The sequence below is a fragment of the Paenibacillus woosongensis genome (assembly GCF_030122845.1).
Lineage (GTDB): Bacteria > Bacillota > Bacilli > Paenibacillales > Paenibacillaceae > Fontibacillus > Fontibacillus woosongensis_A.
In genome coordinates this window covers 2,456,754-2,481,230 of record NZ_CP126084.1, presented here as the reverse complement: position 1 = coordinate 2,481,230, position 24,477 = coordinate 2,456,754, and the positions used below count along the sequence as shown (strand labels likewise).

Here is a 24,477-nt window from a genome sequence, read left to right as displayed (position 1 = left end):
TCATGCATACACATACAGGTAAAGCATTGTTTAAATACGCCTTGACGGCAAAAAATACATTTATCCTAGCCCTGGTTATGCTGGCGATCGGCGTTGCCGCCGATCTGGCCGGCCCCTTCATCGCCCGCTCCATGATCGATGATCACATGCTGGCGATCGAGCGGCCTTTTTACGAGACATCCGGGCCCGGCAAAGAAACTGTTTCTTATGATGGACGTTACTTCAAGCGCGGAGACCGCTTTGCGGCTGATGAAGCCAAAGGCCAGGAGGTTCGCATTCTGCAGACGGGCAAGATCTTCGTCTTCATTGACGAGCCTGTGACAAATCCAAGCGGGGACCGCCGTTTTCAGGATGGCATGCTGACCATTGATTATAACGGGAGCAAATCCGAGTATCCGGCAGTCAAGCTGACAAAAACGGAATTATTCGCGTTCTATCAACCGGAAGTTCCCGGTATTCTGACATTGGTCGGCTGGTATTTCGCCTTTCTGGCGGTCGGCATCGTCATGGAGTTCGGCAAAACCTACTGGCTGCAATCTTCCGCGAACAAGGTCATTCAGAAGCTGCGCGTTGATGTATATAGCCATATTCAGCGCCTGCCGGTCAACTACTTTGACAACCTGCCGGCTGGCAAGGTCGTTTCCCGGGTAACGAATGATACCGAGGCGGTCAAAGATTTGTTTATCGCCGTTCTCTCCAATTTCTTCTCGGGCGTGATAAACATGCTGGGGGTGTACGTAGCCCTGTTCCTGCTCGATGTCAGGCTGGGACTCATTTGCCTTTTCGTCGTGCCGGTCATTTGGATTTGGGTTGTGCTCTACCGAAAATTTGCTACGAAATACAACACCATCATCCGTTCCCGGCTGAGCGAGATCAACGCGATGATCAACGAATCGATTCAAGGCATGTCGATCATCCGGATATTCCGGCGCGAAGAGCAAACCAAGGAAGAATTCGAAAACCTGAACAACGATTACATGAAGCACCAAAACAAGATGCTCAACCTGAATGCCTTGACCTCGCATAATCTCGTCAACGTCATCCGCAGCTTGTCATTTGCGATCGTCCTATGGCATTTCGGTTCGGCTCAATTGACCGGAGCAGGAATTATTTCCCTTGGTGTACTGTACGCCTTCGTGGATGTGCTCGGCCGGTTATTTCAGCCGATTACCGGCATGGTCAATCAGCTTGCGGCACTGGACTCATCCATGGTGTCCGCCGGTCGTGTATTCAAGCTGATGGATGAGCCCGGCGAGCCTGTCACTGACGGCGGAATGCCGCGCTACAAGGGGAATGTCGAGTTCAAAAACGTCTCCTTCGCCTACAAGAAGGATTACGTGCTCAAAAATATTAACTTTGAGGCAAAGCAAGGGCAGACCGTCGCCTTGGTAGGGCATACCGGCTCAGGCAAAAGCTCGATCATCAATTTGCTATTCCGCTTCTATGATCCTCAGAAGGGAACGATTACGATTGACGGCCAGAATGTCACCGAACTGCCGAAGCAATGGATTCGCCAGCATATGGGCATCGTCCTGCAGGACCCGTACTTATTTACGGGTACGATCGCCTCGAATGTAAGCCTCGGTGACGAGCGGATCAGCCGGGCTAGCGTTGAAAAGGCTTTGGCCGATGTAGGCGCAACGCGTATTCTGCAGCATCTGCCTAAAGGCATCGATGAGCCCGTAGTGGAGAAAGGAAGCACACTATCCGCCGGAGAGCGGCAGCTGATTTCCTTTGCCAGAGCACTGGCCTTCGATCCGGCGATCCTGATTCTGGATGAAGCGACGGCCAATATCGATACCGAGACGGAGGCGCTGATCCAGTCCGCGTTAGAAGTGCTTAAGCGCGGCCGTACGACATTCATCATCGCCCACCGCCTCTCGACGATCCGCAGCGCCGACCAAATTCTCGTGCTGCATCGAGGCGAAATCGTGGAACGGGGTACCCATGAAGAGCTGCTCGCCCTAGGCGGAAGATACTATCAAATGTATCGCCTGCAGCTGGGCGCAGCGGAAGAAGCGGCATCAGAGCCGCTTCCACAGCACGCAGGTGCGGTGGCTACACGGGCAGCGGTTAACCCGAGCTAATCTAATCTGGCTTAAGCTGAGTAAAACTGACCTGATCTACCTGCCCTAACCTGCCGGTAAACTCACTGGGATCTGCATCAATAGAAGGCGGCTTCGCCTAACGAATCTTGAGCACGCTAATCCCTCATTTTCGGCATAGTACCAGTTGTAACGAATCTATATGCCGCTATTTGGCTCAAATGCGTTACCTTGGCGTGGTTATGAGGCCAATAGGGCTACCAAGGTTCGTTAGCGCCACCGTGATACGAACATCGAGGCTTCCTCAGGTCCGTTAGGTTTTGATTCATGTTACATCCATGTTACATCTATACACGTTTCACTATCTCCGAATCAATCATCTAAAAATAAGGGCAGCCCCGAGCCATCGAAAATGGCTTAGGGCTGCCCCTTTTTTATTTTTTCAGCGGTTTAATAACCACTTCATATTGGCTGGATACATACGTTTCCGTCTTGGAATCCGTAATGACCTGCGGGTAGAACTTGCCAGGGTCCGGCGACAACAGCTCGTAATATACAACCGCGGTCCTAGCCTTGAACTCAATTTTGGCTACGGCAATGCCATAGCCCGGATGAGGCTGATTCGCCCGGGTTAGGACGACTTTATTCACCTGGTCATTCACCTTCACGGTTTGGTAAGAAACCTGGTTCAACTGCTGGTCGTCGTCTTTGCCCGGAATAACGTTGTCCTTATGCTGCCGAACAAACTCCGCGGCTTGGTATACAAGGCGGGCGGCTTCAATTCGGGTAATCGGCGTTTTGGGGTGGAACTTTCCGTCGTCATCCAGCGACGCAATTTTCGTCAGCAGCAGCGTTTGGATGTTGCTCATGTAATCCGGATTTACCTGATCCGAATCGGCGATGTTCACATACATCATAATTACCGGATAATCGCCGGTCGCAGCTACGCCCTGCATCAGCATATTGGCAAAAGCTTCGCGGCTCAGCTTCTCGTTCGGCTTGAAATCCGCAGGCAATTGGATGCCGTTGTCTTTGGCAATCTGCAGCGACTCGGAATACCAGAACGCCGCACCGCCTTTTACGCCAGGGCTGGCTTTGCTTTTGCCCTTCAAATCCAGTGCCTGCACGATCATTCGCACACCCTGCGCCCCGGTAAGCTGGCTTTTCGGCGCGAATTTCTCCTTGGTCATGCCATGGATAATGCCCCTTTCATGCAGAGACTTCGTAATTGCCGCGTCCCTTCCCTCGACGTCCTGGAAGGCAGCTGCCGAGGAAGCCAGTAGCAGCGAGCTGGACAACAGGAGCGCAGCTGTCAGCTTCAATTTTGGATTCATCATTATTCATCACCTCTGCCCTCTCTGACGCAAAGGGGGACCGGAAGGTTTCAACGTTACAGGAAAATACACCGATAAACTAAACGGATTCCCGCCTTATCCCCCAGCTTTAGGCTGCCGTAATCATACCGCGGCAAATTTCCGCACATCTTCGGCAAGACTGCTCGCATTGCTTGCAGTGATGATGTTCATGCTTCCCGCATTCCTCTGCGCAAGCGTCGCAGGCTTTCGCGCACAGTTCACAAAGCTCTTTGGCAAAAGGCGTGCTGCGCGATAGCGCTTCTGCAACAAAAGAACAGATCTCCGCGCATTCCCGGTCAAGCCGTATACATTCCCGCAGCATCGCCAAATCGTATTCCTTCAAGCTGGAGACATAGCAGTAATTGCATGCATTCATGCACGCTAGGCAAGCTTGGATGCATTCCCTGTATTTTTCCTGAATCATAGTCCTATTCCCTCCTGAAGATGTAGTATCCGCGAACAAACTCTTTATTACACTAACCAGGAAGACGGTGAAATGAAACGAAGTAGGACGATCTGCTAAATAGTGGCTGGACTCAGAGAGATAAGGCCTCCAGCTCGCGAAGCCGGTCTGCCAGCTTGTTTTTATCGAAATGCTCGCCAATGAACACGACGACATCCGGCACATTGCCTTGAGGCGTTATTTTCAAATAATCCGGTTCACGGTAAGCATATTGGAACAAAAAACGGCTGGACGTGTCGGAGAAGCTCAACACGCCTTTGGCCCGGTAGACCTCCCGGGGAAGCTCGGCGATGAAGCTCTCGAATTGCTCGCTGTTAACAGGCCCTTGAAAATAATGGCTGTACACGGTGACGTGTTCATGAGTATGATGCAGATGCCCATGCCCATGAGCTTCCCTATGTCCATGAGTGCTGCTGTCAGCATGCTCTCCGCACTGACAACCGACGCCGTGACTGCAGGATGACGCATGTTCTTTATAATCATGAATTCCTTGCAGATCATCATACAATGTCATAAGGTGTTCGATATTCACGCCGCATTTAACGGCGGGCAGAAGCTCCGCATATGGATTCAACCGCCGGAGCAAATCCTCGATTTCCTGCACTTGCCCACTCTGCAATCTGTCGATTTTGTTGACGATCAGAACGGAACCGCAGCGAATCTGCTCCATCATCAGCCGGTAGGTCTTTCCTTTCTGCGCCGCATGCAGCTCCAGGAAATGAACCGAATCCACGACCGTAATCATCGGCTTGATATCGATTTTGGCTGTTAAGGAAACTTCGGTTACGGCGTCCAATATTTCGAGCGGATTGGCTGCCCCTGTAGCCTCGATCACGATGACATCCGGCCGCTCATCCCGAATGAGCTCGAACATTTGCACGCTGAGGTCTCCCCGAACCGTACAGCAGATGCATCCCCCAAGCATTTCCGCCATCGGCACCTCATCTCCGACAATCAAACCGTCCAAATTAATATCGCCAATTTCGTTCATGATAATCGCCGGTTTTAAGCCTTGCTCTTTCCAGTATGACAGCATCCGCTGCAGCAGCGTCGTTTTCCCGCTCCCGAGAAACCCGGACAATATGTAAACCGGCGTGGCTTGATTCAATTTCGCTTGTGACATCTCCTTACCCCCATATGCATTTCACATTCCATGAGAGCGAGTTTACACCAAGCCATCTTGGGATGCAACCTGTGATTCGCCGAATAGTTCCGGGTAAATATGTTAAAATAGGTTATTGAATCAACCTTCAACCATTTCAGACCCGAAAGGAAACGATAACATGAAATCCGTAGAACAACACCGTCAGGAAGCGCCCCGGCAAGTTTCCTGCATGATTGTGACCGTGTCCGATACCCGGACTCCCGAAAATGACACCAGCGGGAAATTGATACGGCAGCTATTGGAAGCCGGCGGCTGCAAGGTCGTGAAGTACGTGATTATCAAAGACGAATACGACCAGATTCGCCAGCTCCTGCGTGAAGCGGCTTCCGACCGCAGCATCGAAGCGGTCCTGCTTAGCGGAGGCACGGGAATATCGCCCCGGGATACCACATATGAAGCGGTACGCAGCCTGCTGAATAAAGAAATGCCCGGGTTCGGTGAAATTTTCCGTTACTTAAGCTTTACGGAGGATATCGGCTCGGCAGCTATACTAAGCCGCGCGATTGCCGGCACGATCAGCAATATGGCCGTCTTCTCCATGCCCGGCTCTCAGGCTGCTGTCAAGCTTGCCATGGAGCGAATCATCATACCCGAGCTTGGACATGTCATGCGCGAAATCAATAAAATGTAACCCCATTAAGGATTAGCTATCCGGTTCAGCAACTCGTCGAACACGGCTCGCATATTTTCGGTATATTTGTGATCAGGCGTCCCATTTGATGCATATACGAATGCGGTTTTGCCGCGTGTGGCAATGACTGCGGGCTGATTGGCCGCTTTTGCACGGATTTCTCCGGTGCCATAGATTTCAGCCAATTCACGGATCCGCTTCTCCTCGGACGGATAAACATAAACGATCACGAAATGGCGAGGATCACTATCAATTAAGTAATTGTAGGTGATCGTACCGTCCAGCGTTTCAGCATAGGTTTCTCTGGTCAACCTAATTCCGTGTTTGGCGCTCTCGCTGATTAAATGATGAAGCAGCGCTTTGTTTAACGTTTTTCCCTGCGTGGCTTGTCTCTGGTTTCCCTTCTGGTACGTTCTCATCTGCACGCGGTCGAGCTCTTCTTTGGCAATGCGGTTCGAGCCGCTCCGGCATCCTGCCATTACAACCGCCGTCCCCAGAATGAGCATAACGACATATAGGCCGGCCTTCCGCCTTTTCATCGTAACCCCTTCTTTCCATGCGCTTTAACAGCTTTAGAATTACGATTAGGTTGTCTCATCCTAGACGGTTTCATACGAGCCTTCACATTGAATCAGCTGTATTAAAAAAGGGCAGCTGCTCTTCAATTGAGCAGCTGCCCTTGCGTCCCTGGCTCTCCAATGCGGAGAATCCATTTAATCACGATTGCTAGACGGATTTCAAAGTTATGATTTGACGGCCTATCGCCCTGCCGCTCAGTACGGTCGCTAATGCTTCCTCCACCTGGTTCAGGTTATAGGTTGTCACACCTTCCCGAAGCAGTTGCTCTGGCTTCCATTCACTCGCCAGCTTCTGCCATAACTCCAGCCGTTTCGCCTGCGCGCAGTACACGGAATCGATGCCAAGCAAGTTAACGCCCCGCAAAATATAAGGAAAAACCGAGGCTTCATAGGTTCCGCCGCCCGTCAAACCAGACAGCGCCACCGAACCGCCATATTTGACAGTTTTCATAATCTCGCCTAGGCCCTCGCCTCCAACGGGGTCGACGACAGCCGCCCAGCGGGTCTTGCCTAGCGCGCCCTTAACCTCCGCGGCAGCCGCCTCCCGTGAAATAACGGACGACGCACCCCAGTTAAGCAAGGAGGCTTCCGTCTCAGGCTTTCCGGTCGCCGCAACAACTTCAAAGCCGAGCTTACCCAGAATGTTCACGGCAATACTGCCAACGCCGCCTGTTGCCCCGCGAACAAGAACAGGGCCGCTGCTTGGCTGAAGCCCGTTATGGAGCAATCGATCCACAGATAAGGCAGCGGTAAAACCTGCGGTTCCCAGCGCCATGCTTTCCCTGAGGGTTAGCCCCTCGGGCAGCTTGACGAGCCAATCCGCCGGAACGCGGGCAATTTCGGCATATCCTCCGTCATGAGATACTCCTAGGCCGTAGCCTGTGCTCAACACCTCATCTCCCGGCTGAAAATCCGGGCTGGACGAAGAAATCACCTTGCCGGCCAAATCGATGCCTAGAATTCGCGGATAGCTGCTGACCACCTTGCCCTTTGGGCTGCTGGCCAGGCCATCCTTGTAATTGACGCTGGAGTAGTGCACTTCAAGCTCAACGTCGCTCTCTTGCAAATCGGAAATCTGAACCGTTTCGACGCCTGCGGAGAAGCCGTCTTCATTCTGATTTACGCGATACGCGCGAAATGAAGTTTTCTTTCCCACGGGATGCCTCCTTTCGTTACGCTGGTTCATAACTCTTGCTTCATCTATCATACTTCATTCTTGGTCTTTGAGACTACAAATACGGATGCTCATGCTTCGCCAATAAAACTTGCCATCTCCGGTTCACTTCGCGCTCGAACTCTGCTAATGCTCCACTGTTCTCCGGCTTCGTGAGATGGCGGGTCTTGCCCATCGTCTTGAGCCAATCCACCAGTGGAACGCGTTTGCCCTTCTCCTCCGGATTGTAGGTGACCGTCGTACTGCCATGCTCCACTTCATAGAGCGGGAAAAAGCAGGAATTCACCGCGGCGTCCACGATGTTCGTGCCCTCATCATCAGGGCTGATCCAGTTTAGCGGGCATGCTATCAATATTTTACCATATACAAGCCCTTCGTTCTGAGCATACCACTGAGCTTTGGCCGCTTTCTTGACCAAATCCTGCGGATAGGCTTCGCTTCCGGTGAATACGTAAGGGATGTTCGTCGCCGCCATAATCTGCGCCGTATCTTTGTGATGGAACACTTTCCCTTTTTGCACCGAGCCAATATTCGAAGTTGAAGTCCGATGACCTAGCGGCGTTGAATAAGATAGCTGAGCCCCTGTGTTCATATACCCTTCATTGTCGTATTCGATAATTATCATCCGATGATTGCGAAGCGCAGCGCCAATGGCCGGTCCCATGCCGATATCCATTCCGCCGTCGCCGGTTACCATGACAAAGGTGAAATCATCCTGAAGCCCGAGATGATCTAGCTCTCCCCGGCGCTTGCGCTCCCAGAACATCTCAACTACCCCAGATAAGGTTGCGGCCCCGTTTTGGAACAGGTTATGGATATAGGTTGCCTTATGTGAGGAGTACGGATACCCGGTTGTAACGACCATGGCACAGCCGGTATGGAACAGCGCGACGATGTCGCCTTCGATCCCTTTAAAAAACAGCTCCAGTCCGGAGAAAATGCCACAGCCCGGACACGCCCCATGCCCTGGCGCAATGCGCTTCGGCTTCTTCGTCAAAGCACGCAGCGGCGGTATGCGAACGCCCAGCTTCCCGGTCTCCTCATTTTTGGTTACCTGAATCAGGCCGGTCTTCAAATCCTCGAAGCGAAGCGGGTTCAGCACCCGTTTAGGCGCCTTGTCAGGATCTCCCGGCGTATGTCCGTAATAATCGAACGGGATGTCGACCTTTTGCTTCTTCGCCGCCTCGATCGCCAAGGAGAACAAATGATGGCCGTCCTCAGCGTAAAATTCCTTCCCGCCCAAACCATATACGCGGCTGACCACCTGGGTTGTCGTATTGCCATACGTATATAGCGCCGCTTTGATTTCATTCGTCATATTTCCGCCATGCGCTCCATAAGAATCAGCACGGTCGCCTACCGTAACCGCCTTTACGTTTTTGAGCGCCTCAGCGATTTGCCGCTGCGGGAACGGTCGAATCATGTTGGGTGCAATCGAACCCGCCTTGATGCCTTGGCTCCGCAAGCTGTCAACTACGTCTTTGATAATTTCCGAAGCCGAATTCATGAGAAATACCGCTACTTCGGCGTCCTCCATCCGATACAGATCAAGCATTTCGTATTTTCTGCCCGTCAGCAGCTCGTACTCTCCCGCAATGCGTTCAAACACGTCCTCAGCACGGTACATTGCCTGGGACTGCTGATAGCAGTTGTTGATATAATCAGGCTCATTCATGTATGGGCCGACGGTAATCGGGTTGTTGCGGTCCAGTGTATGCGGGAAACCGGCGGGTTGTTCGCCGATAAACTTCTGTACGTCCTCGCGGTTCGCGAATGTATACACACGGCGTTTCTGGTGCGAGGTAAAGTACCCATCCGAAGCGACGAGCACGGGCAGCCTCACCGCCGGATCTTCCGCCAGCTTGATCGCCATAATATTCATGTCGTACACGGCCTGGGGATCACGGCACATTAAGATCGGCCACCCCGTATTCAGCGCAAAATACAAGTCGGAATGGTCGCCGTGAATGTCCAGCGGTCCGGACACTGACCGGCACACTAGATTCATGACCATCGGGAATCGGGTTCCAGACTGAACCGGCATCTGCTCCAGCATGTACATATACCCGTTCGCGCTCGTGGCGTTGAAGACCCGGCCTCCCGCCGTGGATGCCCCGTAGCAAATCCCCGCAGAGCTATGTTCCCCGTCAGAAGGTATCAGCTTGATGTCATGCTGTCCGTTCGCCTTCATCAAATCGAGAAATTGGGCAATCTCCGTGGATGGAGATATCGGAAAATATCCCATGATATGATAATTGATTTGATGGGCAGCGTATGCCGCCATTTCATTACCTGATTCATAAACGACCCGCTGTTCCACCTTGGCTGTGCCTTTCTCTTTTGCAATATCCATCGCCATGACGTTTCCGCCTTTCTTGTTATTTATTGGACTTCAACGATAGCTTTTTTGAGCCGACATTTCCCTCTTTACTGCATCGCAAAATCAAATCTGTGCGGGACGCGATTGGCCGCCGCGACACCGTCTTCCTCCCGCTCACCGGATAACGCATCCGTCGGACAGGCGTGCACGCATTTCAGGCAGCCTTTGCAGTATTGATAATCGATGCCTTGCAGGAACATCTGCAAACGCCCCTTCTTGTCCGGCTGCTCCTCCCAGACAAAGCAGTTATCCGGACAGACGTTATCGCACTGGGCGCAGTGAATGCAGGCATCGAGCTTGAAATGCGGCATCATTCCCGAACGCGAAATGCTTAGATCCTTCAAAATGCTGTTGCCCGGATTGATTACTAGCCCGCCAATCGGCTGGGTTTCGTACCCCAAGACCGGTGTATCCGCCCGGGTAAAGGCAGGCATGCTCATTCCCTGCGGCAGCGCGAAGGTCTCAATCGTCACCTCCTGATATCCACGTTCAAAGGTTGCTATGGCAGGAGCAACCATTTGAGGATATTTGCTCTCTAGGGATTTTCGAATGACCTCCTTCATCGTTTGCGGATCCAAAAATGGACATAACCGAAACATCGCGCCGAGCATGGCCATATTAACCCGATTCTTCTCCTCCAAGGCGATGCCCGTAGCATCAACGACGGCAATCGTTCCTCCGAGCAGCTTCAGCTGTTCCTTCAGCTCTGCCGGAGTTTTGCGGGAGTTCACGAGAACGGTGCTGTCCTCATAAATGCCGCTGATCACATTGACGGTCTTCGCAAGCGCTTCCTGAAAAATGCCTACGATATGCGGCCGCTCTACGGGCGATGTATCCCGGATCGGCGTGTCTAAATTACAGAAACGGATATGTGCTTTAACCGGCGACCCTTTCTTCTCCGATCCGTACGAAGAGAAGCTGACACCATTCAGCCCGGCTCCCTCGACCCCAGCTTCAGCCAGCATTTTGCCGGCTAGGTTCGCGCCAAGGCCCCCTATCGATTCCAGCCGAATTTCGAAAAAACCTAACTCATTCAATTTTGGTAATTGCATCATACGTCCGGACTCCCTTCTTTCGCGTATGCGAGTTCATCTACACGGAATCATTACAGAATCAAACTATACAAAATGCCCCTTCAACAGCATCGCAAATGCTTCGAGTCAAAAATACCTCGATTAATTTTTCAATTTACCATATATGGAGTGTGATGGATGTAACAAATGTCATATGGACAATTTTGAGGCAGGTGTCGAATGAAGCAAGCAACGACGCTAAAAATAGCGGTTTTTGCGCTTTCCCGAGAAATAATAACCAATGAAAAAGGCTGCTTCCTAAGCATGTGCCTAGAAAACAGCCTTGAACTATTTTGGATTGCTTCAATCTTCATGCTGGCCCATATATTCCTCGATCAGCTTCTGCTTAAGCTCCCAAGCCTCCTGGCTCAGATTAACGCGATACTTCTCCGGATTGAGCTTCCGCAAATATTCTGGCCAGAACATTTGCAGCTGCTCCTTATGATAGGCTCTGATCGCATCAAGGGTAGGCAGTTCATAGACAAGCTCCCCGTCTACGAAAATTTGCTGCTGCATCGAAATGGCCTTGTAATTTTTAACGGATTTTTTCAAATAGGGATGAACCGGATCAAACAAACGAAGCTTACCTCCGGATCTGGCCTGCTGCTCATGTGGGAAGCAGATGTAATCGGCGATTGCCTTGCCGCTCTCCCCATCGACAATGCGCAAAATATCCTTTCTCCCCGGGGTCGTTACTTTTTCCGGATTGGCGGATATTTTGATCGTCGGCTCCATTGTACCGTTCCGTTCACGTTCAACAAGCTTATACACTCCGCCCAAAGCTGGCTGGTCCGCAGCCGTAATCAGCTGGGTGCCAACACCCCATATATCGATTTTCGCCCCTTGTGCCTTGAGGTTAAAGATCGTATTCTCGTCCAGGTCATTTGATGCAACGATCTGAACGTATGGAAGACCAGCTTCATCAAGCATTTTACGGGCTTTTATCGACAGGTAAGCGAGATCTCCGCTATCCAGGCGAATGCTGCTTAACCGTTTGCCCTTGCTCTCCAGCAGCTTTGCGGTCTTGATCGCGTTCGGCACGCCGCTGCTTAACGTGTCAAATGTATCCACGAGCAGCGAGACCTGATCAGGAAGCGCCTCAGCAAATCGTTCAAATGCCTCCAGCTCCGAGTCGAAGCTCTGCACCCAGGAGTGTGCATGCGTTCCTTTGGTCGGAATGCCAAAGATCTCTCCGGCAAGCAAATTCGAGGTCGCGTCAAAGCCCGATAAATAGGCAGCTCTCGCTCCCCAAATGGCAGCATCGGCCTCCTGTGCACGCCGTGAACCGAATTCGAGCAGCACATCATTTTCGGCCACCCGCTTCACCCGTGATGCTTTGGTGGCAATCAAGGTCTGAAAGTTCATGAAATTAAGCAGTGCGGTTTCGATCAGCTGGGCCTCCATAATTGTTCCCTCTACGCGAATCAGCGGCTCGCTCGGAAATACCAAAGCTCCTTCAGGAACAGCGTAAAGATTGCCCTTAAATCGGAAATTACGGAGCAGCTCCAGAAAAGCAGGGTCGTAATTCTCTTCCTGTCTGCCCAGAAACTCGATATCGCTATCTGAAAACTGCAGGTGGGATATGTACTGCACAATTCGCTCTAAACCTGCAAACACGGCATATCCGTTGCCGAAGGGCAGCTTGCGAAAATACGCCTCGAACACCGCTTTGCGTTCATGCGTACCGTTTACCCAGTGGGCATAAATCATATTAATCTGATATTTATCCGTATGTAGCGCCAAACTTGAGCTTTGCATCTGTCTTTCATCCTCTCTGGTGTCGCAACTGCACTCATGCGCAGCTATTACTTAAGTTTATCGGCTGCTTGTCACATTTGCACCCAAAGTAGCACGAAAATGCCCGAGTGCCCATGTATGGCCTTCCGGATTGAAGCTGGCTACACCATCCTCGTAAATCGTAATGCCATAACCTTTATTATATGCATCTACAGCGGTATGCAATACGCAAATATCCGTGCAAACACCGACGATCGCCACTTCGTTAATTCCCCGTTCCCGCAATTTCTGCTCGAGATCGGTGCCGCAAAAAGCGCTGTATCGCGTTTTGTCCATCCAGTAAATCCGATCCTGGTGCCGCTTGTACACGTCCGCTAACTTACCGTACAGTTCCCGTCCTTCCGTACCTCGGATGTTATGCGGCGGGAATAGCTTGGATTCCGGATGGAGCGTATCCCCCTCTTCGTGCAAATCCACCGCCATGACGACAAAATCGCCCTGCTGCACATATTGCTCCGTAATTTGGCAAATCGCCGATTCGAGCAAAATCGCCGGCTCTCCTACAGGCAGTTTTCCATCGACGAAATCCTTCGTATAATCAACAACAAGCAGTGCTTTCATCCAGCTTCACCCAGCCCTTCACCTTAATAAATTATGAACATGGAATGAACATGAAACGGCAGCTGACAAATAGTTAACTACATGAACAAAGAATCAAGATATCGCAATCCGTTAAGTATAAATGGATAATCTTGGCGTATAATCGGTAAAACGATATAACTGCGCCGGACGCTGCGAATATTGATTGGACAGCATCGGATTCCCGTTCTCATCGCGCACTTCCTCCAAAATCCCCTGTCTGCTGCGGGTGGACGTGATTTTGCGAATGAAATTCAGCTCCGCGAAATCCGGTACAACCGTCTGAATAACTTGATAAAGCTCGCCAAGCGTAAAATGAGGCGGCAAAAACTGCTTCGCGATTGTCGTATGCAGCATCTGCTGCTGAATTCTCTTATAAGCGTCCTCTAAAATTTCACGATGATCGAACGCGAGCTGTAAATCCTCCAGCGCCTCTTTCACCGTAAACAATCCGACTTCCTGGGCATCGTCCGCGGATTGGCGCTTCTCCAGCACCCACTCCTCGACTAGCGCGAAGAAAGCGTGAGAGATAATCCAGCCGCGCGGGTCGCGTCCGGGCTTGCTGTACACCCCGAGATACTCCAGATGGTGACCGTCTACCCCTGTCTCCTCCTTCAACTCTCTGCGCGCGGTCTCATACAAAGACTCATCCTCTTGTGAAAATCCCCCCGGCAGCGCCCAGGCCCCGGCAAACGGCCAGCTTCTGCGGCGAATCAGCATCACCTTCAAATCGAACCTAGGAAGCGACTTCGTAGCGGCCTTGCGCTCCTGCTTGGCTAGTGTAAACATGACTATGTCCGCAGGAATTCCATCCGGTGTTCGGTATTTCTTGGCATCGTAGCGATGCTGTCCCTGATCCTGTTCTTGTTCCATACTCATCATGAATCACCACATTACTCATATGATAACGTTACCTAGCGAATCACCGGGCAACATTCCGTTGAATTTGCATTACTATGAATCAGCCTTGATCCTTGCCGGAGTTCCCTTTATCCTTCGGCAGCCGGAACGTCGCTGTTGCGATGCTTCCCAATAAGCCCTCACTGTTGCGGACTTCAGCACGCAAAGTCATCGTACGGAACGTCTCATGCAGCGGATAAGCCGTCACGATCAATTCGCCCATTTGCATCGGACTCAGAAAGTTTACGTTCAAATGCGTCGTTACGCCTTCCCGGCCTTCCTTGGTAGCCGTTACAAGCGTCCCCATCGCCTGATCCATCATCGCGGACAGGACGCCCCCATGGACGATGCCCATGGAATTTAGATGCGACTCGGTAGCGGTAAGGCCGATCTCCACACGCTGACTGTCTGCCGATAACAGCCGGAGGCCAAGCAGTCCCCAAAACGACTTCTCACTGCGGGACATGATATCCGTCCAATCCATTATCGTTCCTCCTTCTGTATGGATTGACGCGGTCAACCCTTTCTTGATGTATTATTCCTAAGATGCCTTTATTCAAACAATCATTACGCAGATATTTCATGATATTAATAAAATACGGATGGTGTATCGTCAAAAAAAGTGCGAAGGGTAAGCCTCCGCACAGTTTCATGATGACTTACTCGCCGTATCCTGAAGCCGGAGCAGGTTCGCTTCCGGATTCAACATTGACCTTCTCGGATACCGTATCCCGGATTACCGAAATGACGAGCTGCAGCAAATAATTAATATCGCTCTGGCTTTGCTGGAATTCGGTCACGAGTGGTATTTCATCCAGCTCGTCCTGAAGCTCATCGATCTCCCGCTCAATTTTGTCAACCATCGCTTGATTCTGGAAGCTTTGGAAGGCAACGATTTCCTTCTGCTTCTTCTTGATGGCACTGATTAACGTTTGCACTCTTTCATGCTTCCGGATCAGCTGCTCAGCCTTCTGGAAATGCTGAACCTCCTCGCTTGTCCCGATCAGCTCTGCGAGCTCTTTTGCTTTTGCCATAATATCTTCGCGAATGACGAGATCGCGGGAATCGAATTTCGGAATTCCACAATCGGTCGTGTGGTTATGCTCTTGTCCCAATGCTCTTTCCTCCCAACTAAATTCAAGCCATGTATTTCATACACAATCCAATCTGTATTTCATCCTATTCATTAAGCGGAGGTAACCGCTTCTGACACGATATTCCCTTTAATATACCATGTCATTGGATCGGTAATTTCCACTTGTACGAACTTGCCGATCAAATCCTTGCCGCCCTCAAAATGGACCAGCTTGTTGCTGCGTGTCCGGCCGGACAGCACCTCGGCATTGTTCTTGCTCTCCCCTTCGACAAGCACCTCGACGATTTTGCCTTTCATCAGGTCGTTGCTAATGCGGCAATGCTCGTTAACGACGTCGTTAAGCCGCTGCAGACGCTCTTTCTTCACTTCCATTGGAACGTTGTCTTCCATGACTGCAGCCGGCGTGCCTTCGCGCGGGGAATAAATGAACGTAAACGCGAAGTCATATCCTACCTCGCGAACCAAGGACAACGTGTCTTCGAACTGCTCATCGGTTTCCCCAGGGAATCCAACGATTATATCAGTTGTCAGCACCACGTCTGGTATGGCTTTTTTGATTTTGCGAACAAGCTCCAAATAATGCTCCCGCGAATATTTGCGGCTCATGCGCTTCAACACTTCGGTATTGCCCGATTGAACTGGCAGATGGATATGCTCAACCAGATTGCCGCCCTTTGCCAGCACTTCAATCAAATCGTCATCAAAATCGCGGGGATGCGATGTCGTAAAGCGAACGCGCGGAATATCAATTTGGCGGATGTCGTCCATCAAATTGGCAAACGTATAATCGATGTCGGTAAAATCCTTGCCATAGGCATTTACATTCTGTCCAAGCAAGGTAATTTCCTTGAAGCCTTGACGCGCCAAATCGCGCACCTCGGCGATGACATCCTCAGGACGGCGGCTTCGCTCCTTGCCCCGCGTAAATGGAACGATACAATAGGTGCAAAATTTATCACAGCCGTACATGATGTTGACCCAGGCTCGCATCCCTTCACGTTTCTTCGGCAGGTTCTCGATGATGTCCCCTTCTTTGGACCATACTTCGACGACCATTTCTTTGCTGAACAACGCTTCACGGATCAAATGAGGCAGCCGGTGAATATTATGTGTGCCAAAAATCATGTCGACGAAGCCATGCTTCTGCATAATCCGGTTCACAACGCCTTCTTCCTGCGACATGCAGCCGCATACGCCAAGCAGAAGATCCGGATTTTCCGTCTTAAGCCCCTTCAGGTGCCCAAGCTCGCCGAATACTTTATCTTCGGCATTCTCTCGGATTGCACAGGTGTTCAGCAGAATAATGTTCGCATCCTTACGCTCTTCCGTAGGGGTATAGCCCATTTCCTCAAGCAGACCCTTCATCGTCTCGGTATCATGCTCGTTCATCTGGCAGCCGTACGTATAAATAATATATTTCTTGCCGTTACCGATGCCTTTCAGCTCCTCAGGCACGGCAGTGTTGTACAACACTTGAATATCCTCTTTCCCGCGCTGCTTCTCTTTGCGGTGATTGGGTTCCGAAAGAATTTGAATATCCCGTCCGCGGATTCTGATTTTCTTGCCGCTCTCGTCCTCGGAAATGACTTTGGCGTCCGAGAAATCAAAATACTTGGAGTAATCCTTCGTTTCCTTAGCCATGGTGTCGGCCCACTCCTTTAGTCAATCTATCGCTAAAACTATAACGTCATCTTAAGTGATCGAAAAATGCATTACACCAAATTATAACATGCTTCTAAATTGATATCCAGACGCGATAAGGTCATTGGCGATTATTCTACAAGCTTCTTCAGCACGCGAAAAAGCCCGTTCCAATAGAACGGGCTCGGCTATTGCTTCTTAATTTTCTGCGGTGGAGGTAGGTCCTAGAATCCTTTGTACTGCGGTTCTTCATTTTCCAGCTGCGTAACTCTTGTTTCCACTTGGTCAACGATTTGCTGCGTTTGTTGAGCCGCCGCAGTAAACAAGTTTTTTGCATCCTGGTTTTGCGTGCCCAGAGCGAATGACTCCAGGTTCGCTTGAGCGCTTTTTAACGACGCCAGCGTCGTTTTCACTTGTGATGCTACTGTCATCTGATTCACCACCTTAATCTTGTAACTGTGCTTTGCGCCATCATAATTTGGCCCATTTTGCACAAAACATACTGGAATCTGAGCTTCCAAATTTTGTGTTAGTAAAAAAACAGCTTCTGCGCATAATTGGGTTACCGTGTTTTAGCCGCAATGAAAGGAGTGTCAGTGTTCAGTATGCAAATATGGTTAGAGGTTGTCGTAAGAACGCTGGTTTCTATCGCAGTACTCTTTCTTTTGACCAAATTGCTTGGAAAAAGGCAAATCTCACAGCTTTCCTTATTTGAGTACATTACAGGGATCACGATTGGGGATTTAGCTGCTTATATTTCGGTGAACCATCAGGAGGATTGGTATATCGGCATTACCGCATTAGTCGTCTGGGTTCTCGTCTCATTAGGAATTGAATTTCTACAAATCAAAAGCAAAAAGGCCAGAAACATCATTGACAACAGCTCGACCGTTCTGATTAAAGACGGCAAAATCCTTGAGGACAATTTGAAAAAGGAAAAACTCACGAACGAGGAGCTGCTGGAACAGCTGCGCAAAAAAAATATTTTCAAGGCGGCCGAAGTCGAATTTGCGGTCATCGAGCCGAGCGGAGAGATCAACGTCCTGCTGAAAAAAGAATATCAGCCGATTACCCCTTCCCATTTAGGGATCAAGGTTTCTCCCGAGCCCGAACCGCAAGCCGTCATACTCGACGGAAATATTATGGACGAGCCGCTCTCTACGCTTGGGCTGAATCGGGGATGGCTGGAAACTGAACTTGAGAAGCTAGGCGTAACCGTTGAGAACGTGTATATCGGGCAGGTCGATGGCTTCGGACAGCTGTATGTGGACTTGTATGACGATAAAATCACCGTTCCAGAGCCTCAAGAAAAGGCGGCCTTGCTCGCACAGCTTAAAAAATGCGAAGCCGATCTGGAGATGTATGCTTTATCGACGGAACAAGCGGAACCGAAACAGCTATACACAAACTGCTCCGAGCAATTGCAGCAAATCATTAAGGACGTCAAGCCGCTCTTGGCTAGATAGGAGGCAATGTGATGGGAAACAAAAATAAAAAAATGACCCCGGTTCAGCAGAAATATCAAAAACTTGCACAGTCCAAGGAACCGAAGCGCCCCATATGGAGCAATTGCATCCGTGCTTTCCTGATCGGAGGGACCATTTGCTTGATCGGAGAGGCTATCCGGCAGGCATTCATGAAGTATGGCGGTTTTACGGATAAAGAAGCGGGCAACCCAACCGTTGCCGTGCTGATATTATTGTCCGTCATACTGACATCGCTAGGAGTATACGATAAAATCGCCCAGTGGGCTGGCGCCGGCAGCGCTGTGCCCGTCACCGGCTTCGCGAATTCCATGGCCTCTTCCGCCATCGAGCATCGCAGCGAAGGTATTGTCTTGGGGGTTGGTGCTGGTATGTTCAAATTAGCGGGGTCGGTCATCGTATTCGGCACCGTAGCCGCGTTCATTATCGGTTTAATATATGCCATTTTCGTACCTGGATACGCAGGAGGAGGAGGTTCGTGACATGCTTAAAGGCCACCAAAGCTGGGTATTTGAGAACAAACCGAAGATCATTGGCAGGGCGTCGATCGTGGGCCCCTTCGAAGGTGACGGGCCGCTGGCCAAAGACTTTGATATCATCCATTCAGACCTGTATCTCGGACAAGAAAGCTGGGAGAAGGCGGAGAAGACGCTTATCGAGGAATCAGCCAACCTAGCGGTCAAAAAAGCAGGCCTGACCAAAGAACAAGTCCAGTTTTATTTCGGCGGGGATTTGATGAACCAGATCATCAGCAGCAGCTTTGCCGCCAGATCGCTAAACATTCCTTTCCTCGGCCTGTTTGGGGCCTGCTCCACCTCGATGGAAAGTTTGGCGCTCGCTTCATTCACCGTAAACCATGGCGGCGCCAAGTATGCTCTTGCCGGCACCTGCAGCCATAATGCAAGTGCGGAGAAGCAATTCCGCTATCCTACAGAATACGGCTCACAGAAGCCGCCAACAGCGCAATACACCGTAACCGGGTCAGGCGCTGCCGTCGTATCGCTGGAAGGGGAAGGCCCCGCTGTCACTTCAGCGACGATCGGCAGAGTCATCGATATGGGAATCAGCGACCCGTTCAACATGGGAGCAGCCATGGCTCCCGCCGCGGTTGATACGATCCAGGCCCATTTCAGAGATATGAGAATAGACCCTTCGTATTACGATCTGATCGTCACCGGAGATTTAGCGAAAGTAGGCTATGATATCGCCAAGACTTTACTAATAGAGCACCGCATCCCGATGGAAGGAACCATCTATAAAGATTGCGGCATGATGATTTACGATTACAGCAAGCAGCAGGTTCAAGCGGGAGCCAGCGGCTGCGGCTGCTCGGCTGTTGTCACCTATGGACACTTGCTGAACAAACTTGAACAAGGCGAATTCAAGCGAATTCTCGTTGTTGCTACGGGCGCTCTGCTTTCTCCCTTGTCCTTCCAGCAAGGCGAGACGATACCTTGCATAGCACATGCGGTATCTATCGAGAATACGCAAGCCACGTAAAAAAGATTAGCCCATAAACGATAAAACGGGCTCTCCTGGGGGAGTGTCTCCCCTGGGATCGCCCGTTGTAATGTCGCTTGTAAATCAGTCAAGGATTTCAGCCGTATCGCCGTTGCTCGCTCCAGCCGCATTAGCCTCGTCCGTGTCAATATGCATGTCTAGTGCAAAAGAATCGGATACACGTGCAATGACGTTCTCCAGCACTAGGCCGCGCTCTCCTCCCAGACGGACCTTCAGCATTTGCTTATCTTTAATGCCCCATTTCTCGGCATCGGAAGTATGGAAGTGAATATGGCGAGCTGCTACGATTACACCTTCTTGCAGCTCCACTTCTCCAGCCGGGCCTTTGATCGTAATACCCGGCGTACCTTCAATATTTCCAGATTCTCTTACCGGCGCTTTTACGCCGATCGCAAACGAATCGGTACGGGAAATTTCAAGTTGTGAAGCAGGACGTGCAGGTCCTAGTATACGTACTTTGTCGAATTGACCCTTCGGACCGATGACAGCCACCGTCTCGTTAGCCGCAAACTGTCCTGGCTGAGACAACGGCTTGAATTCCGTCAGCTGGTAGCCTTGTCCGAACAAAGCTTCGATATGTTCCTGGGTCAAGTGGATATGACGCGCTGATACGCCGACTGGCACTGTTTTGCTCATTTTGCAAACACTCCTCAGTTTTTTCTCTATGTCGATGACGCTTTACATCGTTACCCATTATACACCTATTTCAAACAAAAAGAAAAAGATGTCCTCCCAAAAAGGACATCTTTCTCCGATTTATCTGAATTCTGCAACAAGATTGTCAAAGTCGGCCTGGGATAATGCCAGCGATTGATGCGCCAGCGGCTCCTTGGAGAAACCGTGCACGAGGTTCTCGTAGCTTTTCTTTTCTTTGTTTTGATAGATCAAACCTGTGATCATGCTGCCCGTTTCCATCAGCTTCGTCATTGCAGCAAGGCGGTTTGTAGGATCATAGCCTTCTACTGTATCCAAGTTAATGATATTGTCCTTAAACCAGTCGTACGTATTCACTTTGTTGAAGGTTACGCACGGGCTGAATACGTTAATCAACGAGAAGCCTTCATGCTGAATGCCTTGTTCGATCAACGAAGTCAGCTGCTTCAAGTCGCTGGAGAAGGATTGGGCTACGAAAGTAGCGCCTGCAGCAAGAGCTACCTCTAGCGGTGACAACGTAGATTCGATGGATCCTTCAGGCGTACTCTTCGTTTTAAAACCTTCGCCGCTTCGCGGAGAAGTCTGGCCTTTCGTCAATCCATAAATCTGGTTATCCATAACAATATAAGTGATATTGATGTTACGGCGAATTGCATGAACCGTATGGCCCATACCGATTGCAAACCCGTCACCATCCCCGCCGGAAGCGATAACGGTCAAATCGCGGTTTGCCAGCTTTACGCCCTGAGCGATCGGCAGTGCACGGCCATGAATTCCATGAAGACCGTAAGCGTTAATATATCCAGAAATCCGTCCGGAGCAACCGATTCCGGAGATGACCGCCAAATCCTCCGGCTCCAGCCCTACATTGGCCGCAGCGCGTTGAATGGCAGCTTGTACGGAGAAGTCTCCACATCCTGGACACCAGTTTGGTTTGATTTTATTACGAAACTCTTTGAAGGTTGCCATTTTACACCAACTCCTCCTGCGGTTTATTTCCGGCTACATTTTTGCATTCGTTGTAAACTTCCGAAGGAAGGAACGGATTACCGTCATACTTCAACACATTGACAATTTTGTCGTGATAACCGATGTTTTGCTTGATCAGGTTAGCCAGCTGGCCTGTCGCATTATTCTCGAGAACAAGTACCTTCTTGGCTTTTTTAATTTCCGGAAGCACTTCTTCTACCGGGAACGGATGCAGCAAGCGAACGGTCATATGGTTCGTCTTGATGCCTTCGCCGTCCAGACGCGCGCGAGCCTGATCAATTGTACCGCCCGTGGAGCCCATGCCGATGACAAGGATGTCCGGCTCAGCATGCGGAGCCTGCAGGTGGATCGGATTCGTTACTTGCAGTTTGTTCAGCTTGCGCAGACGTTTATCCATCATTTTCTTCCGGTTAATCGGGCTTTCCGATGGACGTCCAGCCTCATCATGCTCTACGCCGGTAACATGGTGGATCCCGTTCTTCTCGCCTGGCAGAACTCGTGGAGAAATACCATTTTCGGTGAAAGCATAACGATTGAACATACTGCCATCCTCACGGTCGGGAATATCCTTCACCACATATCCGCGGTCGATGACGATTTTGTTGTAATCCAGCATTTCGCAGGACTGCTTGCCCAGCGAAAGCTGAAGATCCGTCGCCAAAATGACTGGAACTTGATATTTCTCGGCAAGGTTGAAGGCTTCAATTGTATCGTAGAAGCATTCTTCGATCGAACTAGGCGCAATTACGATCTTCGGAATTTCACCATGAGTACCGTAGATCAGGGCGTTAATATCACTTTGCTCCTGCTTCGTCGGCAGCCCTGTACTTGGGCCACCACGCTGTGTATCCACAATAACGACAGGCGTTTCAGTCATTCCAGCCAGGCCAATCGCTTCCATCATCAGGGCCAAGCCAGGACCCGCCGATGCAGTCATCGTCCGGACGCCAGCATAGTTTGAGCCGATCGCCATCGTAATGGCGGCAATCTCGTCTTCGGTTTGAATTACCGTCCCGCCGAATTTCGGCAGTTTCTTGATTAAATATTCCATGATTTCAGAAGCCGGCGTAATCGGATAGGCGCTCATGATCCGGCATCCGGCAGCAACCGCGCCAAGGCCAATCGCATCGTTGCCGATCATGAACAGCTTCTGCTTACCGTCAGCAGGACCCAGCTTGAAGCTGTCAATCGGCCCTCCGGCAAGCTCAAGCACGAAATCCGCACCGCGTTTCACCGCTTCGATATTCTTCTCAACAATCGTTGGACCCTTACGTCCAAATTCTTCTTCTACGGCTTTATTAAATACTTCCAACGGCAGACCAAGCAACGCCCAAGATGCTCCGGACGCTACCATATTCTTCATCAGTGAAGTACCCAGCTCCTCCGCAATCGCCGTAATCGGAACCGCAAAGAGAGTCGCGTCAACACCTTCAGGAACGGTAGGATCGAATTTAGCATCGGCTACGATGACGCCCCCGCTGCGAAGCTCATGTGCATTCAAATCGATACTTTCTTGGTCAAAAGCGACTAAAATGTCCAAATCGTCGGAAATCGCACGAATCGGCATTGTACTGATCCGAATTTTGTTATTCGTATGGCCGCCTTTAATACGGGAGGAGAAATGCCGATACCCGTACAAGTAATATCCCAGTCTGTTCAAGGCCGTCGAAAAAATTCGATCTGTACTTTCAACGCCTTCACCTTGCTGTCCACCGATCTTCCAAGACAATTGACTAATCAAGATCGCCCACCCCTTTAATCGTATCGCTACAGCACTATCAGTATATTTATAGTGCAGCTAGAATGTTGACTTGGAAACAGTATTCACCGTTTCCATAAATGTGAACATTCTGTTTCAGAGTCATGTCAATTTTATGTCGCAAACAAATAAAAAGCAAGCGTTTTCGAGCCTTTTCTCATATAGTAGTTTTCGATCATATCGATCTCACGATTGGATTAATTAAAGCGCTTACTTGTTTTTTGGCAGCCACGTGCGTAAAAACCTGACTGCATTATCGTACAACCATCCCCGTACAAGCCGTTCAGGATAATGCTTTAGCAGCATTTCTGCCCAATCCAAATAGCGTCCGCAATGATCAAGATCACTAAGATGCTCTTCAATTCCGTCGAAGTCGGAGCCAAACATAATATGGTGCTCCCCGCCCAAAGCGCAAATATGCTCAATGTGAGGAAGCAAATGCTTGCTCGACGGAGCGCCCCCTTTATGAACGAACCAAGGGACAAATGTCACACCGATTCGGCCGTTCATTCGTATGATAGCTTGAATTTGCTCATCATGCAAATTTCTGACATGATCACAGACCGCGTAGGCATTCGAATGCGAAGCTATAAACGGCCGCCGCGCAGCCGCAGAGAGCTCTACAAGCTCCCAGAAGCCCTTCTGGGACAAATGGGATACATCTAGTATCATTTCTAACTGATGGCTTAATTCGACGAGCTGGACGCCTTTAAGCGTAAACCCTCCGTTACGTTGTTCCAATATGCCATCAGCTGCCCAATTCGCATGATTCCAAGTAATTCCCAGCAAACGCACCCCCAATTCAAAGCAAACTTGCAAATAATGCAAGTTTCCCTCAAGGCCGTCCGCTCCTTCCAGTGCCAGTAATCCTCCCTGCTTCCCCTCCTGTTCCCATTGCTCCAGCTCCTCGGCATAGCGAATGGGAAATATTCCGTTTGGAACAACACGGGCATTGTAAACATCGATCTGATCCAAAATATGCCCCATATTCGGAGTCCCCAGCTGCTTGGATAAGAAAATGGCAAAGCACTGCAGTTTTACGTTGCCTTGAACCATTCGCTTTGCGGATACGTCGAGCCGGTCGTCTGCAGTGAAGTCCATTTCAGGATGAAGCCGCATTTTGCTTAAGGCATCGCAATGGAAATCGGCGACTTTCATTTTCAAACTCGTCCCCCGCCCTTCATTAGCTGAT

At 50.4% G+C, this 24,477-nt stretch carries 23 protein-coding genes; 5 read left to right on the top strand and 18 right to left on the bottom strand.

The window, feature by feature from the left end; translation table 11 throughout:
• The first annotated feature begins 2 nt into the window (after positions 1-2).
• Positions 3-2,087, top strand: a complete 2,085-nt coding sequence (locus QNH46_RS11325; RefSeq protein WP_283928163.1) for an ABC transporter ATP-binding protein — start codon at positions 3-5, stop codon at positions 2,085-2,087.
• 392 nt (positions 2,088-2,479) lie between these two features.
• Here QNH46_RS11325 and QNH46_RS11320 read toward each other — a convergent pair whose 3' ends face one another.
• The 3 genes from QNH46_RS11320 to QNH46_RS11310 all read right to left on the bottom strand — a co-directional run bounded on the left by QNH46_RS11320 (position 2,480) and on the right by QNH46_RS11310 (position 4,986).
• Positions 2,480-3,382, bottom strand: coding sequence for an S-layer homology domain-containing protein (locus tag QNH46_RS11320; protein ID WP_283928162.1), 903 nt, complete (start codon positions 3,380-3,382; stop codon positions 2,480-2,482).
• 106 nt (positions 3,383-3,488) lie between these two features.
• Positions 3,489-3,824, bottom strand: coding sequence for a four-helix bundle copper-binding protein (locus tag QNH46_RS11315; RefSeq protein WP_283928161.1), 336 nt, complete (start codon positions 3,822-3,824; stop codon positions 3,489-3,491).
• Positions 3,825-3,936: 112 nt separating this feature from the next.
• Complete coding sequence (locus QNH46_RS11310) at positions 3,937-4,986, bottom strand: CobW family GTP-binding protein (RefSeq protein ID WP_283928160.1); 1,050 nt, start codon at positions 4,984-4,986, stop codon at positions 3,937-3,939.
• 160 nt (positions 4,987-5,146) lie between these two features.
• Between QNH46_RS11310 and QNH46_RS11305 the strand changes: the two genes are divergently transcribed.
• On the top strand, positions 5,147-5,659 hold the full coding sequence (locus QNH46_RS11305) for a MogA/MoaB family molybdenum cofactor biosynthesis protein (protein WP_283928159.1): 513 nt from the start codon (positions 5,147-5,149) through the stop codon (positions 5,657-5,659).
• 5 nt (positions 5,660-5,664) lie between these two features.
• On the opposite strand, the gene QNH46_RS11300 is transcribed toward QNH46_RS11305, so the two are convergent.
• From QNH46_RS11300 to QNH46_RS11250, 11 genes are all read right to left on the bottom strand, one after another.
• Entirely contained in the window at positions 5,665-6,198 is a 534-nt protein-coding gene (locus tag QNH46_RS11300; protein WP_283928158.1) for a hypothetical protein, read from the bottom strand.
• 187 nt (positions 6,199-6,385) lie between these two features.
• Positions 6,386-7,393, bottom strand: coding sequence for an acrylyl-CoA reductase family protein (locus tag QNH46_RS11295; RefSeq protein ID WP_283928157.1), 1,008 nt, complete (start codon positions 7,391-7,393; stop codon positions 6,386-6,388).
• 73 nt (positions 7,394-7,466) lie between these two features.
• Positions 7,467-9,770, bottom strand: a complete 2,304-nt coding sequence (locus tag QNH46_RS11290; protein ID WP_283928156.1) for a thiamine pyrophosphate-dependent enzyme — start codon at positions 9,768-9,770, stop codon at positions 7,467-7,469.
• Between the two features lie 68 nt (positions 9,771-9,838).
• The gene (locus QNH46_RS11285; protein ID WP_283928155.1) at positions 9,839-10,846 is read right to left on the bottom strand and encodes a 2-oxoacid:acceptor oxidoreductase family protein; all 1,008 of its coding nucleotides are present in this window, start codon (positions 10,844-10,846) and stop codon (positions 9,839-9,841) included.
• A gap of 321 nt (positions 10,847-11,167) precedes the next feature.
• A complete protein-coding gene (locus tag QNH46_RS11280) occupies positions 11,168-12,622 on the bottom strand; it encodes a nicotinate phosphoribosyltransferase (RefSeq protein ID WP_283928154.1) in 1,455 nt (484 codons plus the stop codon).
• A gap of 57 nt (positions 12,623-12,679) precedes the next feature.
• The gene (locus QNH46_RS11275) at positions 12,680-13,222 is read right to left on the bottom strand and encodes a cysteine hydrolase family protein (protein WP_283928153.1); all 543 of its coding nucleotides are present in this window, start codon (positions 13,220-13,222) and stop codon (positions 12,680-12,682) included.
• Between the two features lie 111 nt (positions 13,223-13,333).
• Positions 13,334-14,119: an NUDIX domain-containing protein gene (locus QNH46_RS11270; protein ID WP_155611048.1), complete on the bottom strand. Its 786-nt coding sequence runs from the start codon at positions 14,117-14,119 to the stop codon at positions 13,334-13,336.
• A gap of 82 nt (positions 14,120-14,201) precedes the next feature.
• Positions 14,202-14,624 (bottom strand): PaaI family thioesterase, encoded by a 423-nt coding sequence (locus QNH46_RS11265; RefSeq protein ID WP_155611047.1) that lies wholly within the window; start codon positions 14,622-14,624, stop codon positions 14,202-14,204.
• Between the two features lie 175 nt (positions 14,625-14,799).
• Positions 14,800-15,255 carry a YlbF/YmcA family competence regulator gene (locus QNH46_RS11260; RefSeq protein WP_213588554.1) on the bottom strand — a complete coding sequence of 152 codons (456 nt, stop codon included), beginning with the start codon at positions 15,253-15,255 and terminating at the stop codon, positions 14,800-14,802.
• Between the two features lie 71 nt (positions 15,256-15,326).
• Positions 15,327-16,877, bottom strand: a complete 1,551-nt coding sequence (gene miaB / locus QNH46_RS11255; protein ID WP_283928152.1) for a tRNA (N6-isopentenyl adenosine(37)-C2)-methylthiotransferase MiaB — start codon at positions 16,875-16,877, stop codon at positions 15,327-15,329.
• Positions 16,878-17,101: 224 nt separating this feature from the next.
• Entirely contained in the window at positions 17,102-17,308 is a 207-nt protein-coding gene (locus QNH46_RS11250) for a DUF1657 domain-containing protein (protein WP_283928151.1), read from the bottom strand.
• A gap of 174 nt (positions 17,309-17,482) precedes the next feature.
• Here QNH46_RS11250 and QNH46_RS11245 point away from each other — a divergent pair, with 174 nt between their 5' ends.
• The 3 genes from QNH46_RS11245 to spoVAD are packed head-to-tail and all read left to right on the top strand — an operon-like array spanning position 17,483 to position 19,861.
• Positions 17,483-18,343, top strand: coding sequence for a DUF421 domain-containing protein (locus tag QNH46_RS11245; protein WP_283928150.1), 861 nt, complete (start codon positions 17,483-17,485; stop codon positions 18,341-18,343).
• Between the two features lie 11 nt (positions 18,344-18,354).
• Entirely contained in the window at positions 18,355-18,843 is a 489-nt protein-coding gene (gene spoVAC / locus QNH46_RS11240) for a stage V sporulation protein AC (RefSeq protein WP_430691910.1), read from the top strand.
• 1 nt (position 18,844) lies between these two features.
• The gene (spoVAD, locus tag QNH46_RS11235) at positions 18,845-19,861 is read left to right on the top strand and encodes a stage V sporulation protein AD (protein WP_283928148.1); all 1,017 of its coding nucleotides are present in this window, start codon (positions 18,845-18,847) and stop codon (positions 19,859-19,861) included.
• 84 nt (positions 19,862-19,945) lie between these two features.
• Here spoVAD and pduL read toward each other — a convergent pair whose 3' ends face one another.
• The 4 genes from pduL to QNH46_RS11215 form a co-directional block, all read right to left on the bottom strand.
• A complete protein-coding gene (gene pduL, locus QNH46_RS11230) occupies positions 19,946-20,518 on the bottom strand; it encodes a phosphate propanoyltransferase (RefSeq protein ID WP_283928147.1) in 573 nt (190 codons plus the stop codon).
• Between the two features lie 120 nt (positions 20,519-20,638).
• Entirely contained in the window at positions 20,639-21,505 is an 867-nt protein-coding gene (locus tag QNH46_RS11225; RefSeq protein WP_283928146.1) for a 2-oxoacid:ferredoxin oxidoreductase subunit beta, read from the bottom strand.
• Between the two features lies 1 nt (position 21,506).
• Positions 21,507-23,267, bottom strand: coding sequence for a 2-oxoacid:acceptor oxidoreductase subunit alpha (locus tag QNH46_RS11220; RefSeq protein WP_283928145.1), 1,761 nt, complete (start codon positions 23,265-23,267; stop codon positions 21,507-21,509).
• 228 nt (positions 23,268-23,495) lie between these two features.
• Positions 23,496-24,443, bottom strand: coding sequence for a dipeptidase (locus QNH46_RS11215; protein ID WP_283928410.1), 948 nt, complete (start codon positions 24,441-24,443; stop codon positions 23,496-23,498).
• Between the last annotated feature and the right edge of the window lie 34 nt (positions 24,444-24,477).